Origin of the sequence: Curtobacterium sp. CFBP9011, from assembly GCF_034045095.1 — a bacterium.
In the GTDB taxonomy this organism is placed as follows: Bacteria; Actinomycetota; Actinomycetes; order Actinomycetales; family Microbacteriaceae; genus Curtobacterium.
This window is the reverse complement of the sequence record NZ_JAXCWN010000005.1, coordinates 104,573-121,129: the sequence shown is the minus strand read 5'-3', so window position 1 is coordinate 121,129 and position 16,557 is coordinate 104,573. Positions and strand designations below refer to the sequence as shown.

15 protein-coding genes are annotated in these 16,557 nt (G+C 72.4%); 10 read left to right on the top strand and 5 right to left on the bottom strand.

The features are described from left to right. Nucleotides 1-69: 69 nt before the first annotated feature. From SOM35_RS11970 to SOM35_RS11960, 3 genes are all read left to right on the top strand, one after another. Nucleotides 70-948 (top strand): L,D-transpeptidase, encoded by an 879-nt coding sequence (locus tag SOM35_RS11970; RefSeq protein WP_320515550.1) that lies wholly within the window; start codon nt 70-72, stop codon nt 946-948. Between the two features lie 64 nt (nt 949-1,012). After that, a complete protein-coding gene (locus SOM35_RS11965; RefSeq protein WP_181439237.1) occupies nt 1,013-1,171 on the top strand; it encodes a hypothetical protein in 159 nt (52 codons plus the stop codon). Nucleotides 1,172-1,271: 100 nt separating this feature from the next. Continuing rightward, the gene (locus SOM35_RS11960) at nt 1,272-1,445 is read left to right on the top strand and encodes an Rv0909 family putative TA system antitoxin (protein WP_320515549.1); all 174 of its coding nucleotides are present in this window, start codon (nt 1,272-1,274) and stop codon (nt 1,443-1,445) included. A 90-nt stretch (nt 1,446-1,535) separates the two neighbouring features. On the opposite strand, the gene SOM35_RS11955 is transcribed toward SOM35_RS11960, so the two are convergent. Together SOM35_RS11955 and SOM35_RS11950 are read right to left on the bottom strand one after the other, a co-directional pair. Next, nucleotides 1,536-1,703, bottom strand: coding sequence for a hypothetical protein (locus SOM35_RS11955; protein WP_181439236.1), 168 nt, complete (start codon nt 1,701-1,703; stop codon nt 1,536-1,538). A gap of 152 nt (nt 1,704-1,855) precedes the next feature. Further along, on the bottom strand, nt 1,856-5,536 hold the full coding sequence (locus tag SOM35_RS11950) for a S8 family serine peptidase (protein WP_320515548.1): 3,681 nt from the start codon (nt 5,534-5,536) through the stop codon (nt 1,856-1,858). A 148-nt stretch (nt 5,537-5,684) separates the two neighbouring features. Between SOM35_RS11950 and SOM35_RS11945 the strand changes: the two genes are divergently transcribed. The 4 genes from SOM35_RS11945 (at nt 5,685) to SOM35_RS11930 (ending at nt 10,358) form a co-directional block, all read left to right on the top strand. Then, entirely contained in the window at nt 5,685-6,326 is a 642-nt protein-coding gene (locus SOM35_RS11945) for a TetR/AcrR family transcriptional regulator (RefSeq protein ID WP_320515547.1), read from the top strand. After that, nucleotides 6,323-7,033, top strand: a complete 711-nt coding sequence (locus SOM35_RS11940; RefSeq protein WP_320515546.1) for a hypothetical protein — start codon at nt 6,323-6,325, stop codon at nt 7,031-7,033. Before SOM35_RS11945 ends, SOM35_RS11940 begins: the two co-directional genes overlap by 4 nt. Beyond that, the gene (locus tag SOM35_RS11935; RefSeq protein ID WP_320515545.1) at nt 7,030-9,111 is read left to right on the top strand and encodes a YhgE/Pip domain-containing protein; all 2,082 of its coding nucleotides are present in this window, start codon (nt 7,030-7,032) and stop codon (nt 9,109-9,111) included. The genes SOM35_RS11940 and SOM35_RS11935 overlap by 4 nt, the downstream gene beginning before the upstream one ends. 230 nt (nt 9,112-9,341) lie before the next feature. Beyond that, a complete protein-coding gene (locus SOM35_RS11930; RefSeq protein ID WP_320515544.1) occupies nt 9,342-10,358 on the top strand; it encodes a LacI family DNA-binding transcriptional regulator in 1,017 nt (338 codons plus the stop codon). Nucleotides 10,359-10,589: 231 nt separating this feature from the next. On the opposite strand, the gene SOM35_RS11925 is transcribed toward SOM35_RS11930, so the two are convergent. Together SOM35_RS11925 and SOM35_RS11920 are read right to left on the bottom strand one after the other, a co-directional pair. Then, entirely contained in the window at nt 10,590-11,264 is a 675-nt protein-coding gene (locus SOM35_RS11925) for a TrmH family RNA methyltransferase (RefSeq protein ID WP_414648570.1), read from the bottom strand. Between the two features lie 117 nt (nt 11,265-11,381). After that, nucleotides 11,382-12,053, bottom strand: coding sequence for a TetR/AcrR family transcriptional regulator (locus SOM35_RS11920; protein WP_320515543.1), 672 nt, complete (start codon nt 12,051-12,053; stop codon nt 11,382-11,384). 98 nt (nt 12,054-12,151) lie between these two features. On the opposite strand from SOM35_RS11920, the gene SOM35_RS11915 reads away from it, so the two are divergent. Next, nucleotides 12,152-12,949 carry an HAD-IIA family hydrolase gene (locus SOM35_RS11915; protein ID WP_111076463.1) on the top strand — a complete coding sequence of 266 codons (798 nt, stop codon included), beginning with the start codon at nt 12,152-12,154 and terminating at the stop codon, nt 12,947-12,949. 6 nt (nt 12,950-12,955) lie between these two features. Here SOM35_RS11915 and SOM35_RS11910 read toward each other — a convergent pair whose 3' ends face one another. After that, nucleotides 12,956-14,152, bottom strand: coding sequence for a glycosyltransferase (locus tag SOM35_RS11910; protein ID WP_320515542.1), 1,197 nt, complete (start codon nt 14,150-14,152; stop codon nt 12,956-12,958). A gap of 63 nt (nt 14,153-14,215) precedes the next feature. Between SOM35_RS11910 and SOM35_RS11905 the strand changes: the two genes are divergently transcribed. Both SOM35_RS11905 and SOM35_RS11900 read left to right on the top strand, forming a co-directional pair. After that, nucleotides 14,216-15,112, top strand: a complete 897-nt coding sequence (locus SOM35_RS11905; protein ID WP_320515541.1) for a UbiA family prenyltransferase — start codon at nt 14,216-14,218, stop codon at nt 15,110-15,112. Next, nucleotides 15,109-16,542 carry a phytoene desaturase family protein gene (locus SOM35_RS11900; RefSeq protein ID WP_320515540.1) on the top strand — a complete coding sequence of 478 codons (1,434 nt, stop codon included), beginning with the start codon at nt 15,109-15,111 and terminating at the stop codon, nt 16,540-16,542. Before SOM35_RS11905 ends, SOM35_RS11900 begins: the two co-directional genes overlap by 4 nt. Nucleotides 16,543-16,557 lie beyond the last annotated feature (15 nt).

Below are 16,557 nucleotides of genomic sequence, written 5' to 3'. Positions count from 1 at the left end.
TCGACCTCCCGGGCGCCCCGCTCTGCGGAGCCGAGGACACGACCGCCATGCCCCACGACGAGGAACCCCATGCACACCACTCGTACGACCCGGCGCCTCGCACCGGTCGCACTGGCCCTCTTGCTCGCCGTCGGCCTGGCCGGCTGCCACGCCGACGCGTCGACCGGCGCACCTGCTCCCCACACCCCGTCGGCGAGCCACACACAGCACGCCGACACCTACCGCGCCCCCTCGGCAACGACGGTCGCCGCCCTGCCCGAGGCGAAGTACGACGCGGTGATCGGCGGGCTCCTCCCGTCGTACGAGCCGGACGTACCGAAGGCCGCCGACCATGCGTGGACGATCAACGCCGACGCCCCGCTCTACGGCGACGACCGGAAGACCCCGGTCGCGCGTCTCGCCGCCGACAACTTCCTGGGCGAGCCGACGGTGGTCGTACCACTCCGGTTCGACGGCGACTGGGCGCTCGTGATGACGCCGAGCCGCCAGCAACTGCCCTCGGTGGCGCCGGGCGGTGCTGCCGCGCAGACGGCCGGGTGGGTCCGCCGCGACCTGCTGCGCCGGGGAGCGGCGCTCGCCGACCACCTCGTCATCGCGGTGGGCGCCCAGACGGTGTCGATCGTGGCCGCGTCCGGCACGACCGTGCACGAGTTCCCAGCCGGCGTCGGCGCCGGGAGCACCCCCACCCCGACAGGCGTCGTGGGCTACGTGCAGGCGCGGTACCTCGACCCCGCGCAGGACCAGACCGTGCACCCGATCAGCCTGACGACCCTGCACTCCTCGGCCGCCGACGAACCCTACGGCGGGGACGACGGCGGCTTGATCGGCGTGCACTACGAGTCGGTGGCGCGCGGCGCGGTCTCGCACGGCTGCGTCCGGCTCGACGCGGACGCGATCGACGCCGTGGACGCGCTCCCCCTCGGGACCGTCGTCCAGGTCGTCGCCTGAACACAGCCAGCGGACCCCGGAGCACGCTGGGGACAGCATCACGACCATGACGAGAGGAACCACCATGAGCGACCCCATCGACGACATGAACCGTCTGCTCGACACGCAGCAGGCCGAGGAGCTGACCGACGGCGGCATCGGCTCAGTCGAGGGCGCCCCCTCCGACGTCATGCCCGAGACCGACCGTGGCCGCGAAGCCGCGGACGAGCGTCCCGACGCCTGAGCACCGGTCGGGGATCCGGCGAACGCACGGCTGAGCGCGTCCGGAACCCGGTCCGAGCACTCTCGGTCTCGTCAGTGATCCGACGAACGGAAGGAACACCATGAGCGACCTCAGCGACAAGGCCAAGGACTTCGCGAACAGCGACAAGGGCGAGAAGGCGACCGACGCCGGCCTGGACAAGGCTGCCGACGCAGCCGACGAGGCCACCGGCGGCGGCCACGGCGACCAGATCGACAAGGCGGAGCACGCTGCCGACGACAAGATCGGCAACTGACCAACGGTCAGGACGAACGGACGGGAGGCCCGGTACAAGCTGGTACCGGGCCTCCCGTCCGTCAGGTGCTCGCGTCGCGACCGCGCGGTGTCAGCCGCGGAAGAAGTCGGCGTACGAGGGGTCCCCGAACGACTGGGTGTGGCCCGGTTCGGCGAGTCGTTCCTCCACCATGGCCCGGATGGCGTCCGGCGGGGTGAGGCCGCGTCGTCGCCACTCCATCGGGTTCTGCCGGAGCTGCACCAGGGTGTTCGTTCGCATGTGGCAACACTGTCACGAAGTACCTAGTTCGTCTAACTACCTGTCCCGTTGGCGCACATCACGCCCACGAACGGGGGGCACTGCCGTGCACCGCACGACGGAGCGGGCGGCCCGTTGCCGGACCGCCCGCTCCCGCCGCGCCTCGTACCTCTTTACTTGGTGATCGTGCCCGTCGGGGCCGAGGTGATCGACGTGCTCTCGTACCCGGACTTCTTCGCGGTCACGGTGAGCGACAGCTTGTGTCCGACGTCCTTCGTCGACGTCTTGTAGGTCGACGCCTTCGAGCCGGTGCTCTTGCCGTCACGGAGCCACTTGTACGTGAACGTGATGCCGTCCGTGTTCCAGTTGCCGGTGCGTCCGCGCATGGTGGTCCCGACCTTGAGCGAACCCGTGATCTTGACCTTGCTGGAGACCAGCGTGAGCTTCGGCGTCACCGAGGTCGTGCTGAGCAGGTCCGCCTGGTCGCCCGGGGCGTTGTGCAGGTGCAGGAGCAGCACCTTCGCCGTGGTCGAGCTGGCCGAGGCCCGGATGACCTTGACGGACGTGTCCGGGTAGGTCAGGTTCGACGTCCCGCCGGCCGTGAACCACACCGCCGGCTGGAAGGCGTCGAACGTCGCGGTCTTCGTCTCGTCGACCACCGAGGACGCGGCGGTCGGCAGCGTCGGGGAGTACGACGACTCGGTGACGACCGAGTAGTCGAAGACACCGGATTTCGACTTCGCCGTGTAGCCGAGCGCCGCGAGCGACACCGGCAGCACCTTGACCGCGGAGTCGAACGTGTTGACGTCGACGCCGGCTGCGACACCACCGAGGGGGCGGGTGTCGACGATCTGCTTCTTCGGGTCCTTCTGGTGCAGGTCCATCGTCTTGACGATCGTCACGTCCGCCGTCGCCGACTTCGTGTCGTACGTCAGGAAGTCCGGATCGCCGTCACGGTTCGTGTCGATGAGCACCTCGACGTTGTTCGACTGGCCGGGGTTCGACTCGGCCCCGTCGGTCTGCACCCCGAAGGACACCAGGCCCTTCGACTTGTCGGCCAGGTCGCGCGCCGTGGAGTTCGCGCCGTAGGCACGGATGTCCGCGCCGCCGAGCGTCTGCTTCGCGGTGCCGTCCGGGAACGACTCCTCGGGGTCCGTGCCGCCGAGCTGGAACGGTGCGACGAGCGCCTGGTACCCGGTCGTGCCGGTTCCCTGGGACAGGCCGCGCCCCGCCATCGTGATGACCCTGGTGCGGGCCGCACCGGAGAACACCACGTCGTCCGCGTGCAGGGCGCTGACCGGCTCCGGCGCGGCGTAGACACCGAGTCGGAGCGGCGTGACGCCGTCGGCGGCCGGGGTGAACGTGACCAGGCCGGTGGCGGCCGGGACGAACTCCCGCGGGGTGCCGCCCTCGACGGCGACCTGCGTCGGGTCGATGACCTTCCGCAGCAGCGTCGGGTCGGCGATCGTCATGGTGACCGTCACCGTGGCGGTGCCGCCCGCGGGGACGGTGACCGTGTCGGCACTCAGCGTGAACACGACACCGGGCTGGGCGATCCGCGACTCGTAGGCGACGCGGTAGGTGTGCGCGGTGGCCGAGGTGTTGCGCACCAGCAGGGTGCGCTTCTCGGTGGTGGCCGCGCCGACCTCGACGACCCCGAAGGACGCGGTGACGAGCTGTCCGTTCTCCTGGCTGCGGACGGTGGTGCCGTCCTGCACGGCCTGGAGGGCGTCGACCCGCCCGGTGCCCTGGCGGAGCAGGGTGGCGGACTGGCTGTCCTTCGCGCTCTGGCGCACGTCGTGCGTGGCCGTGTTCATGAGTGCTGCCTTGATCTCCGGTGCGCTCCAGCCCGGGTGGGCCTCGAACGCGAGCGCGGCGACGCCGGCGACGTGCGGGGTGGCCATCGAGGTGCCGCTGAGCGACAGCCGGTCGTTGCCGGTGCCGTTGGCGGCCGAGATCACGTTGACGCCGGGGCCGGCGATGTCCGGCTTGACGACGTCGCCGTACGACCCGTGCTCACCGCGGCTGCTGAAGGACGCCAGGGTGTTCACCGTCTCGGCGTCGGTGGCGAGCTGGAAACCGCGGAGCTCGTCGGCGAACCGGACGTGCAGGGTCCCCGCCTTCGCCGCGGCCTGGAGGCCCGTCACGCTGTCACGGGTCAGCTCGGCACCCGGGATGGTCGCGTTGCCCGCGATGCCCGAGTCGAAGGTGTTCACCGTGCCGGCGAGGAGGACGCCGATGCCGCCGGCAGCGGCGACATTCCCGAACCGAGCACCGGAACCGCACTCGAGGGCGCCGTCGGTCCACTTGAGCCAAACGACCTTGCCGGCGATCGCGGCTGCCTGGTCGGCGCTGAACGCCGTGCAGCCGTCGACGTCGGTGGTCGGGACGACGACGTCACCCTCGACCGGCAGCGCGCCCTGGTAGTCCTGCGAGTACTGCGCGCGCCAGGTCTTCGCGACGTCCGCCGGGGCGGTCGCCTCGACACCGTCGAACAGGCTCTGCCCGGTCGCGCTCGCGGCGACGGTCAGGGCACCGGCCGAGTTGCCCGGCGAGCCACCGATGTCGGTGAAGTCGTCCGCGTTGCCGGCGGCGATCACGGGCAGCACACCGCGGGCGGTGAGCGCGTCGATCTTCGCGTTGTCCGGGTCGTCCGCTGCGCCGTAGTCGGAGCCGAGCGACAGGTTGATGACGTTGATGCTCTTGCCCTCGGTGAGGGACTGCCCGACCCAGTCGAGCGCGGCACCGGTCAGGTCGGTCGAACCACCGCCGTCACCGAACACCTTGAGCGAGTAGAGCCCGGCCTGCGGAGCGCTGCCCGGGCCGACCCACATGTCCTGCACCTGCTGCGGGGTCAGGGTCGAGTAGTCGCCCCGGAAGGTCGACTTGTCGGCGTTCATGCCGAACCCGGCCGCGGTGCCGGCGACGTGGGTGCCGTGGTCGCCGCCCTTGCCGTCGATGGGGTTGGCGTCCGGCGCGGGCTCCGGGTCGTAGGTGTCCGCGTCGGACGGGTCCGCGTTGTACGTGGCGCCGGCGAAGTCGTAGCCGCCGAGGAACTTCGACGGGTCGTACCAGCTCGACGCCGGGGCGCCGGTGCTGGCGAGGGCGTCCTGGTAGGCAGCCGTGGTGCCGGGACCGCCGAAGTCGGCCTGCGTGTAGTCGAGGCCGGTGTCGATCACCGCGACGTTGACGCCCTTGCCGGTGTGCCCGGTCTGTGTCCAGGCGTCGACGGCCTTCGTGTAGAGGTCGCTCGCGGCGTTCTTCGGCGAGACACCGTCGGCGCCGGGCTGCACGAGGTCGGGGTCGACGCCCGAGGGTGCGGCGTCCGCCGAGGCGTTCCGCTGCGGGTCGACGATCTTCTTCGGCAGCAGCGGGACGATGCTCAGCACGTCGGAGCGCTTCGCGATCGCGGTGAAGGCCGAGACGTCGGCGACGACCGCGACACCGGGGACGGTGTACTCGGTCGAGTAGAGCTCAGCAGCCTTGCCGTCGGCGCTCTTGACGGCGCTGAGGACCTTCGCGTTGGTCGAGCGGATCGTCGTGACCCGGCTCTTCGCGGCGGACGACGGCGTCTTCGAGCGGGTCAGGTCGCCGCCCTTCGCCTGCGCGTCGACCTCGAGGGCGCCGGCACCCGTCGTGCGGACGAACGCGCTGACCGTCTTGGTCGGGGACGCGTTCCGCAGCGGGGCGGAGAGCTTGAGGCCGGCCGAGGCGGTGCTGGCCGGTGCCGCTGAGGCCGCACCGCCGACGGCGAGTCCGCCGCAGGCCAGTGCCGCCACGGCGACGATCGAGGTCAGCAGCCGCGGGGAGCGGTACCGACGGGAAGGGTTGGTGGGTGGTGTCGCACGTGCCACGCAGCACACTCCTGGTTTGTCCGAACTCCGGGTGAAGTCCAGATGAAGCTATGTGCTCGTTCCCAGCACGGGGAGTCGGCAGTTCAGGGGACAGAACCTGTGGTTCCTCGAAGTTGCACACGGGTGTGCAGGTTATTACGATGGCTGCATGAGCACCACCGATCGGCCCGCACGCGCGCCACGACGGGACGCAACCGAGAACCGCGCCGCCCTCGTCCAGGCTGCCCGGACCCTCCTGCAGGCCGACCCGGACGCCTCGCTCGAGTCGATCGCCGCACACGCCGGGCTGTCCCGACGTGCGATTTACGGACACTTCCCCTCCCGCGACGACCTCATGCGCGAGGTCGTGGCCGGCGGAGCCGAACGCATCCTGGCCGCGATGCCCAGCCGAGCCGCCCTCGCCGGGCTGGCCCCGGCCTCCCGACTGGCCGCGATCGCCGTGACCCTCTGGACCGAGGTGTCGCACGTCCGCTCGATGGCGGTCATCGCCGTCCGCGGCCCGCTCGTCGAGACCGTCGCCACCGTGTTCGCGCCGCTGCGCGAACAGGTCCGCGACGCCTGCGCCCTCGGCATCGCCGACGGCACCATGCGCAACGACGTCGACGCCGCGACGCTCGGCCGCCTGGTCGAGGGTGCCTGCCTGGCCGTCCTCGACGAAGCCACACGCTCCGCCACCCCGGGCGACGCCGGCCGTCGGATGGTCGTCCTGTCCGCCCTCGGCATGGCGGGCGTCGACTGGCGCACCGCCCTGCTCGCTCTCCCCGCCACCCTCCCGAAGGACCCCGCATGACGCTCGAACTCGCCGCCGTCGGCATCGGCACCGAACCCGGCGCCGCGCTCCCCGCCGTCAGCGCCGTCGCGGCCCCCGGCCACCCGGGCATCGTCGCCGTCGAGACCGAACAGGCACCGGTGCTGGCGTCGCTCGTCGCCGGTGGACGCATGAAGCCCGACACCGGGCGGGTCCTGCTCGACGGCCACGACGACCCCGCGGGCATCCGACGGGCCTTCGCGCTCGTCGACACCCCGGGCGTAGCCGAGCCGTTCCCGGTGATGAGCCTGAAGCGCATCGTGCACGAAGAGCTCGCGTTCGCCGGGCGTCGCCCCTCCCGCAGTGACGTCGCGACCGTGCTCGACGAACTCGGCATGACGAGTTGGGCCGACACCCACGTGCAGCGCGTGTCGACCGACGTCCGCGTGCGGCTGCTCGCCGAGCTGGCACTCCTGCGGCCGGACGTCACCGGGCTCGTGATCACCGCTCCCGAGCGGCACGGCGGAGTGGTCGCCGAGTGGTTCGCCGTCGTCCGCGACATCGCCCGCCGCGGGGTGACCGTCGTGCTCGTGACCTCGAAGGCCGCGGCGGAGACGGCCTCGGCACTGCTCGACACCACCATCATCACCACCGAGGGTCCCGAGGACGCGACCCGGACCGGCGGGCCCGACACGGCCCTCCCGACCGACACCACCGACGCAACCGCTCCCCTGGAGACCCGCTCGTGACCATCCCCTCGCTCGTCCGCGCCGAACTCGCGCGCCTGACCGCCACCCCCCTCGCCCGTCTCGCGTTCATCGCGCTGATGTGCGTGCCGCTGCTCTACGGGGGCGCGTACCTCTGGGCCAACCGCGACCCGTACGCCAAGCTCGACCAGATCCCGGCGGCCATCGTCGACCAGGACGCCGGCGCCACCCTCGACGGCGAACACGTCGACTACGGCAAGGACGTCGCGAAGCAGGCCATCGACGGCGGCGCCTTCGACTGGAAGCGCACCACCGCCGCCGACGCCCGCTCCGGTGTCCGCAACGGCACCTACGACTTCGTCGTGACGATCCCGCACGACTTCTCGGAGTCCCTGGCCTCGGCGCAGTCCGACGACCCGAAGCGTGCCGAACTCGTGATGACCACGGCGGACACGAACTCGTACCTCGCCTCGACCATCGCGGAGCAGGCCGGCAAGACCATGCGGACCGCCGTCGCCGAACGCGTCGGCAAGGAAGCCGCGAGCACGCTGCTCGTCGGACTCGCCGACGTCCGCGACAGCCTGGGCGACGCCGTCGACGGGGCGGGCAAGCTCGCCTCCGGAGCGACGACCGCCGCGAACGGGGCAGACTCGCTCGAGGCCGGCACCGCGAAGCTCTCCTCGGGTGCCTCCACCCTGGCGTCGAGCACGGCCGCGCTGCCGTCGCAGACCGCGACGCTGAACTCCGGCGCGCAGCAGGTCGCGACCGGTGCGGCGTCGCTGGCCACGGGCCTCCGGTCCGCGCAGCAGCAGACGGCCGCGCTGCCGGAGCAGACGCAGCAGCTCGCGCAGGGGGCGGCGAAGGTCGCTGCCGGCAACGCCGAACTCGCACGGCGGGTGGACGCGGCGAACACGACGGTGCAGGCGATCCAGCCGCTCGACACGAAGACCGTGATCGCCGACATCACGGCGAACCTGCCGGAGGGCGTCACCCTGACGCCCGAGCAGCAGCAGGCACTCACCGCCACGGTGGACTCGGCCGTGCAGCGGGCGAACAGCTCCGGTGCGGACGCGAAGCAGCAGCTCGGTGCCACCACGGCGAAGATCGACCAGCTGAGCAGCGGCGCGCAGCAGGTGTCGGACGGCGCCACGACGCTCGCGAACGCGGCACCGCAGCTGTCCTCCGGCATCGCGACCGCGGCCTCCGGGGCGTCGACGCTGTCCGACGGCGCCGCGCAGGTCGCCGGTGGGACGCAGAAGCTCGCCGCCGCAGCGCCGCAACTGTCCTCCGGAGCGTCGCAGCTCGCGACCGGTGCGGCCTCGGCCGACCAGGGCGCGACGTCCCTGGCCAAGGGACTGCACTCGCTCGAGTCCGGCTCCTCGGAACTGGCGTCCCAGCTCGACAAGGGGCGGACGAAGATCCCGGCCTCGGACGCGTCACAGCGCGCCCAGCAGGCGAAGGTGATCTCGGACCCGGTGAAGGTCGGGGACGACAACGTCGCCGCGGCGGCGAACTACGGCGCCGGCCTGGCACCGTTCTTCATCTCGCTCGCCGCCTGGATCGGCATGTACGCCCTGTTCCTCATCCTCAAGCCGATCTCCAAGCGGGCGATCACCGCGGTCCGACGCCCGTTGCGCGTCGTGTTCGGCGGTTGGCTGACCCCGGCGCTCCTCGGCGTCGTGCAGATGGCGGCGCTGTTCCTCATCGTCCGGTACGCCCTGGACCTCGACGTGGTGCACGCCGGCGGAACGGTCGGCATCATGATCCTGGCGTCGGCGACCTTCGCGGCGATCATCATGACGCTGAACGTGCTGCTCGGCTCGGTCGGACAGTTCCTCGGCCTGGTGCTGATGCTCATCCAGCTCGTCACCGCGGGCGGCACCTTCCCGTGGCAGACACTGCCGGGGCCGCTCGCCGCGCTGCACTTCGCCCTGCCGATGACGTACTCCGTCGACGCGATCCGGCAGACGATGTACGGCGGCTCGCTCGCCACGGCCTGGAGCGACGCGGGCGTCCTGCTCTGCTGGCTGCTCGGGGCGCTGCTCGTGTCGTACCTCGTCACGGTGCGGCAGACCCGGACGCGGACGCTGCGCGACCTGCGGCCGAGCCTGATCGGCTGAGCCGGGCGGCGGCCCGGCCGGGCGGCCGACGGCTCGGAGTGCTTGCGCTCAACAGGAACCCGTCCGAACCGCCGCATCCCGCGGTTCGGACGGGTTCTCGTTGTGCGCCGCCGAACGACACCGCTCGGCGCTGGGCCCGGGCGCTGCCCCCGGCCCGGGCGTGGAGCGCGACAGCGGTACGATCGTCGGGACGCACCCAGCGGGTGCGCAGCCGGAGGTCGAGGATGACGATGGGGAACACCAAGCCCGCGACGATCTACGACGTCGCCGCTCGCGCGGGGGTGTCGAAGTCGCTCGTGTCCCTCGTGCTGCAGCGATCTCCCCGGGTCAGCGAGCAGCGTCGGGCAGCAGTCCTCGCGGCGATCCAGGAGCTCGACTACCGCCCCTCGACCGCGGCGGTGTCGCTCGCCGGCACCCGCTCCCGGACCATCGGCGTCGTGCTCGACGACTTCCGGAACCAGTGGTTCGTCGACCTGCTCACCGGTCTGCGCGAATCGCTGCAGGACCAGGGGCACCGACTCGTCGTCGCGGACCGCTTCCTCAACACCGGGTTGGACGTCTCCCCCGTCGAGGGGTTCCTGTCCATGCGCGTCGAGGGTCTGGTGATCGCGGGCGAACCCGACCCGGACCTCGTCGTCCCCTCAAGCACCCCGGTCGTCGTCGCCGGCGGTCGGGCAGCGCTGCCGCGCGCCGACACCGTGGCGAACGACGACCTGGCCGGCGGCCGGATGGCAGCCGAGCACCTCATCGAGCTCGGGCACGTGCGGCTCGGGTTCGTCGGCGGACAGTCGGCAGCCAGTGACGCCCGGCTCGAGGGCTGGCGCGCCGGCATCGACGTCGCCGGTGGAGCAGGCACGGACGGCTCGTCGGTCACCGGGGTCGCGGTCGTCCTGCCCGCCGACGTCACCGAGGAGACCGGCGTCACCGGCACCCACCGCCTGCTCGACGAGCACCCCGACGTGACCGCGGTGTTCGCCGCGAACGACGTGACCGCGCTCGGTGCGATGTCCGCGATCGCCGAGCGAGGACTCCGCGTCCCCGAGGACATCTCGGTGATCGGGTACGACGACACCCCGATCGCGGCCTCTCGGTACGTCGGTCTCACGAGCATCGACGACCGGAGCATCGACATCGGCCGCGGCGCGGGCGCCCGGTTGCTCGAGCGGATCGCGGACCCGGCGCTGCCCACGACAGAGGTGCTCGTCGAGCCGAGGCTCGTCGCCCGCCGGACGACCGCTCAGCGCTAGTCCGGCCCGTCCCGGTCCCCCTTCGGTCCGCCCGGTCCGTCGAGGTCGCACGACCTGCCGTCCCCGGTCCGGCAAGGTCGCACGATCGGCCGCCCCGGGGCTCCCCGACCAGCAGAACGTGCGACCTCGGCGGGAGGCCGACGGCGCGTCGTGCGACCTCGGCGCACGCGACCGCCCACCAGCACCGGCCAGCACCGGCCGGCACCAGCCAGCACCGGCCAGCGCCTCCCGTCAGGCGGGGAGCTCCGCGTGCCGGACGACCCAGCTGTGCATCACGATCGCCGCCGCAGCCGAGGCGTTGATGCTCCGCGTCGACCCGAACTGCGTGATCTCCAGGTGCCCGTCCGCGCCCGAGACCGCCTCGTCCGTCAGCCCCGGCCCCTCCTGCCCGAACAGGAACACGCAGCGCTCCGGCACCTCCGCCGTCTCGATCCGCGAGGCCCCGGGCGTGTTGTCGATCGCGATGACCGGCCGCCCCTCGGTACGCATGACCTGGAGGAACGCGGCGACGTCCTCGTGGTGCCGCACGTGCTGGTACCGGTCGGTGACCATCGCCCCGCGACGGTTCCAGCGCCGCCGTCCGATGATGTGCACCGTCCCGGCGAGGAACGCGTTCGCCGTGCGGACGATGGACCCGATGTTCAGGTCGTGCTGCCAGTTCTCGATGGCGACGTCGAAGCCGTGTCGGCGGGTGTCCAGGTCGGCGACGATCGCCGCCATGCTCCAGTACCGGAAGCGGTCGACGACGTTGCGGGTGTCGCCGTGCTCGAGCAGTTCCGGGTCGTACTGCGGGCCCTCGGGCCACGGCCGCGGGTGCGGTCCGACGCCGTGCGTCGTCGCCTCGTGGGTGGGTGGGAGCGCCGGCGTCGGCTCCGGCAGGTCGCCGGACGGGAGGCCCTGGGTCACGTGACCAGCGTACGGTGCGTCCGCCGCGCCTCCCGTCCGGACGCCGCGCAGCCGGCCACGCCGGCCCAGCCCGACCCAGCCCGGCCCGGCCCAGCCCAGCCCAGCCCGCCCGACCACTCAGCGTGCCGCGCGCGCCGCGATCCCGTCGAGGAGCACGTCGAGCCCCATCGTGAAGCGCGCCTCGTACGAGTGCTGGCCGAGGATCTCGCTGACCAGCCGGTGTCGCTCGGGCCGGCCGGCCTCGGAGTCCCCACGCCCGACCTGCACGGCGGTGTGCCCGACGACGAAGTCGTAGACGACGAAGAAGGCGTACATCGCCTCGGTCTCCGACAGGCCCGCGGAGCGCAGCGCCCGGACGACGGTGGCGGCGACGGCGTCCGACTCGGTCGAGGCCAGCGGCGCCCGGCTGCTGTGCGACTCGAGGACCAGCGGGTGCCGGACGAGCAGGTCGCGGAAGGTGGTGGCGAAGACCCGGACGACGTCACGCCAGTCCTCGGGCCAGACGAAGGTGTCGGTGAACTCGTCGACGGTGCGGCGGACGAGTTCGGCGTGCAGGTCGTCGAGGCCGCCGATGGTGCGGTGCACGGTCATCGGGGCGACGCCGAGGGCCTGGCCGAGCGCGCGGAAGCTCAGCCGGTCGAGGCCGTCCTCGTTCGCGATCACCGTGGCCGCGTCGACGATCTGGTCGCGGGTCAGGGCGCGGGGCCGTCCGCGGCGACGTGGCTCGGGCCCGGCAGCAGCGGGCTCGGCGTCAGCAGGCTCGGCGACAGCAGGCTCGGCATCGGGCACGGCGTCCTCCTCGGGTTTCCGGTACGCGTACGGGAACGCGTTCCCAGCAGCCTACGGCACGACCGCTCCCGCGCAGCCAGGAGCACTACGCTGACCGCATGGCATCCCGCGACGAGGTCGAGTGCTGGCTGACGGACATGGACGGCGTGCTCGTCCACGAGAACCAGGCGCTCCCCGGTGCCCCGGAGCTGATCCGGCAGTGGCAGGACCAGGGCACCGAGTTCCTCGTGCTGACGAACAACTCGATCTTCACGCCGCGTGACCTCAGTGCACGGCTGCGCTGGTCGGGTCTCGAGGTGCCCGAGGAGCGCATCTGGACGAGCGCCCTGGCGACGGCGGACTTCTGCAAGTCGCAGATGCCCGGCGGCTCGGCGTTCGTGATCGGCGAGGCCGGCATGACGACCGCCCTGCACGAGGCCGGCTTCATCATGACCGAGACCGCCCCGGACTACGTCGTCGTCGGCGAGACCCGCAACTACTCGTTCGAGGCGATCACGAAGGCGGTCCGGCTGATCCGCGACGGTTCGCGGTTCATCGTCACGAACCCGGACGCGACCGGCCCGAGTGCCGAGGGCGTCCTGCCGGCGACGGGCGCGATCGCCGCGATGATCGAGAAGGCCACCGGCAAGCAGCCCTACGTGGTCGGCAAGCCGAACCCGATGATGTTCCGCTCGGCGATGAACCGGATCGGCGCGCACTCCGAGAACACCGGCATGATCGGCGACCGGATGGACACCGACGTGCAGGCCGGCATCGAGGCGGGGCTGCACACCGTCCTGGTCATGACCGGCATCAGCGACCAGGCCGAGATCGACCGGTACCCGTTCCGTCCGAGCGAGGTCATCGCCGGCGTGCACGAGCTCCTGCACACCGAGCCGTACGAGGTCGAGATCTAGGCCGGCTCAGAGCGACTCGAGCACGTCGAGCGCCCGCCGCACCCCGTGCTCCTGCCGCATGAGCCCGCCCACCTCCGTGGCACGCTCCTGCCGTGACCGGGCGTCCGCCATCGCGGGCACCAGGGCGTCGACCGACAGACGGCGCAGCGGGACCGGGGCGGCAGCCACACCCTGTCGGTGCAGCTGCGCCGCCCAGAACGGCTGGTCGGCGGTGACGGGCACGACGACGGCGGGGACACCGGCCCGGGCGACGGCGTGCGACGTGCCGGCCCCACCGTGGTGCACGGCGAGCGCCGCTCGCGGCAGCACCGCGTCGAACGGCACCGAGCGCACGGCCAGCACGTCCGCGCCACCGCACTCCGCGGGCAGCGCGAGCCCGCCCCACCCGGTGACCAGCAGCACCCGCAGACCGTGGGCACGGGCGGCCGCGACGATCGCGCTCCCCCGGGCCGACGCGTCCCCCGTCGCCATCGAGCCGAACGATGCCACGACGAACGGGCCGGCGCGCAGGAAGTCCGCGACGGCGCGGTCGAGGGATGCCGCCGACGCGTCCTCGTACCAGGCGCCGGTCTGGTGCACCCGCTCCGGCCAGTCGTCGGGTCGGGGCAGCAGCGAGGGGCTCACGGCCATCAGCGTCGCGCGCGACGGCGAGCGCCCGTCGGGACGACGCCCGCTCGGCAGTTCGGCAGCGGCGCGCGCGACGTCGGCGTCGAAGAGGCGTGCGGCGGTGCGCGGCACGGCGTAGGTCGACCGGTTGTACGAGCCCAGGTCGCGGGTGGCCGTGGGACCACCGGCCGCGGGGAAGCGCTCGCTGGGGGTGGCGACCGGCGCGAACTCCGCCAGGACGCGGGGCACGCCGAGGGCGTCTGCGACCATCGGCGCGCTGAGGACCAGCGGGTGGTGCACGACCACGTCGGGGTCGAAGGCGATCGTCTCCCGCACCGCGGCGGCGAACATCCGGCGCATCGCGGGCCGCACCTCGGCGCGGACGTGACGGACGAGCCTCCAGGGTGTGCGGCCGGCCGGGGCGAGCACCCGCCGCACGTCGAGACCGAGGGGCACCGTGTCGACCCCGTCGGGCGCGGGGGCGTCGTCGGGCAGCGCAAGCCGGACGTCGTGACCGCGCGATGCGGCGTGCCGTGCCAGGGCGGCGAAGGGTTCGACGTCGCCACGGGTGCCGGCGGTGAGCAGCATCAGGCGCATGCCCCACAGTCTGGCCTGGAAGCCGCGGCCCGACGTGGAGGTGGGCCGGGTACGCTCGGACCCGTGACTGACGGCAGTGAGCGGATGTCGCGCACCACGCCGTCGGGGATCGGTGTGGCCGTGCGCCGCCTCGTGCACATCTCACGCCCGGTGCTGTGGATCAACACCATCGGTTCCGGCCTCGTCGCCGTCTGGCTCACCGGGGCGCTGTTCGACCTGCGGGCACTGCCGGTCCTCCTGTGGCTCACCCTGCCGTTCAACCTGCTCATCTACGGCGTCAACGACATCTACGACCAGGACACCGACGCGGCGAACCCCCGCAAGGGCTCCATCGAGGGCGCGCGGATCCGGCAGTCCGAAGTCCGGCTCATCGCCTGGGCCGTCGCCATCGTCAACGTCCCGTTCCTGGTCTTCTTCCTCGTCACGCTGCCGCCGCTCGCGAACGCCGCGATCCTGCTCTACGTGGGCGTCTTCGTCTTCTACTCGGCACCGCCGCTGCGCTTCAAGGCGCGGCCGTTCCTCGACTCGCTGAGCAACGCGGCCTACGCCCTGCCGCTCGTCATCGTGCCGCTGGCCCTCGGGGTGACGCCGGTGTGGGCCGCCGCGATCGGGCTGATGGCGTGGAGCGTCGCCAAGCACGCCTTCGACGCGGTCCAGGACATCGTGGAGGACCGTGATGCGGGCATCGAGACCACCGCGGTCCGGCTCGGCGCGCGCGGGACGGCCCTGTGGAGCGGCGCCTGGTGGATCGTCTCGACCGTGCTGTTCGCGGTGGTGAGCCTGCCCGTGGCCGCGGTCAACCTCCTGATCGCCGCCATCCTCGTGGTGAGCCTGCTGCGGCACCCGACGCCGGAGACCGGTCATCGGCTCTACCGGCTGTCGGTCGCGTTCCCGTACATCGCCGGGTCGTTCGCCGGGGTGCTGCTCATGGTCTCGATCGTGCTCGGAGGCGCCTCATGAGCCGCGTCGTCGTGGTCGGCGGCGGGATCGGTGGGCTGACCGCCGCCGCGCTGCTCGCGCACGCCGGACACCGGGTGACCCTGCTCGAGGCATCCACCGAGCTCGGCGGCAAGAGCCGTCGCATCCACCTCGGCGACGACCGCATCGACACCGGCCCGTCGCTGGTGACGTTCCCCGCGGTGTGGGACGAACTGCTGCGGCGACTCGGCGACGGCGGACGCGCGTCCGACCGCACCGACGACGACGGCCACCTCGACCTGGTGCGGATGCCGGAAGTGGGCCGGTACTACCACGACGGCGAGGAGACCGCCCTGCCGGTGGCACCGGACCACCCCTGGTACCCCGCCTGGCGACGCTTCTCCGACCTGCACGCGCCGCTCGCCGACGACGTGACCGAGCTGCTGCTCGCCGATCCCCTCGACCGGGCTGCGCTGCCGGCGCTCCGCCGCCTGCTGGCCGTCTACGGCTCGCGCCTCACCACCCGCGCGTACCTCGACAGCCTGCCGTGGCTGCCGGACGGGCTGCGCGAGATCATCGCGATCCACACGCTGAACGCGGGCGTCTCGCCGTCCCGCACCCCCGCCCTGTACGCGAGCATGCCGGCGATCATGGCGGAGACCGGGGCCTGGGTGCCGCGCGGGGGCGTGTACGAGATCGTGCTCGCGCTGGGCCGGCTGGCCGAGGCGGCCGGGGTCGAGATCCGCACCGGCGAGGCCGTCAGCCGCATCGAGCGCGGGTCGGTCACCACCGACGTCGGGCACCACCCGGCCGACCTCGTCGTCAGTGCCCTGGACGCCGACCGACTCGCTGCCCTGATGGCTCCGTCGCGGGTCCCGGCGCTCCCCCGTCGTCGCCCGCGCACCCTCTCCTGCTCGGCCATCGCCGTGTACGGCGTGCTGCAGCAGGAACTGCCGCCCCGGATCGCGACGCACAGCGTGGTGCTGCCGACGAAGCCGGCCGCACTGCACCGCAGCCTCGAGGCGGGCGACGAGCCGGCGGACACGATGGTGTTCGTCAACCAGTACCGCGCGGGCGAGGTCTACCCGAACGCGCGCAGCACCGTCGGCATCCTGCTCACCGCCCCGGCCGACGGCGGGCACTACACGGTCGAGCACCCCTTCGTGCGGCGCGAGGTCGACCGCGTCTCGGCAGCGATGGGCCTCGACGGGCCGCTCACCGACCTCCTGGACGAGCAGATGGTGCTCGATCCTCAGTACTACGGCGGTGGCGGCGAACCGCACGGGGCGCTCTACGGGGCGGCACGTCCTCCGTGGCTGAGCGGCCCGTTCCACCGGCCCTCCTACAACGACCCCTGGCGCCCCTGGCTGTGGCGTGTCGGCGCGTCCGTGCACCCCGGCGGCGGCATCCCCGCGGTGGTGGGCGGCGCGATGATCGCAGTGACGCGGCTGCTCAAGAACAACCCGTCGTGACACCCCCGCCCTGAC

What these genes read in the sequence shown, in the direction of transcription:
- SOM35_RS11970 (WP_320515550.1), top strand. Translation starts at nt 70, where the DNA reads ATGCACACCACTCGTACGACCCGGCGCCTCGCACCGGTCGCACTGGCC.
- SOM35_RS11965 (WP_181439237.1), top strand. Translation starts at nt 1,013, where the DNA reads ATGAGCGACCCCATCGACGACATGAACCGTCTGCTCGACACGCAGCAG.
- SOM35_RS11960 (WP_320515549.1), top strand. Translation starts at nt 1,272, where the DNA reads ATGAGCGACCTCAGCGACAAGGCCAAGGACTTCGCGAACAGCGACAAG.
- SOM35_RS11955 (WP_181439236.1), bottom strand. Translation starts at nt 1,703, where the DNA reads ATGCGAACGAACACCCTGGTGCAGCTCCGGCAGAACCCGATGGAGTGG.
- SOM35_RS11945 (WP_320515547.1), top strand. Translation starts at nt 5,685, where the DNA reads ATGAGCACCACCGATCGGCCCGCACGCGCGCCACGACGGGACGCAACC.
- SOM35_RS11940 (WP_320515546.1), top strand. Translation starts at nt 6,323, where the DNA reads ATGACGCTCGAACTCGCCGCCGTCGGCATCGGCACCGAACCCGGCGCC.
- SOM35_RS11930 (WP_320515544.1), top strand. Translation starts at nt 9,342, where the DNA reads ATGGGGAACACCAAGCCCGCGACGATCTACGACGTCGCCGCTCGCGCG.
- SOM35_RS11915 (WP_111076463.1), top strand. Translation starts at nt 12,152, where the DNA reads ATGGCATCCCGCGACGAGGTCGAGTGCTGGCTGACGGACATGGACGGC.
- SOM35_RS11910 (WP_320515542.1), bottom strand. Translation starts at nt 14,152, where the DNA reads ATGCGCCTGATGCTGCTCACCGCCGGCACCCGTGGCGACGTCGAACCC.
- SOM35_RS11900 (WP_320515540.1), top strand. Translation starts at nt 15,109, where the DNA reads ATGAGCCGCGTCGTCGTGGTCGGCGGCGGGATCGGTGGGCTGACCGCC.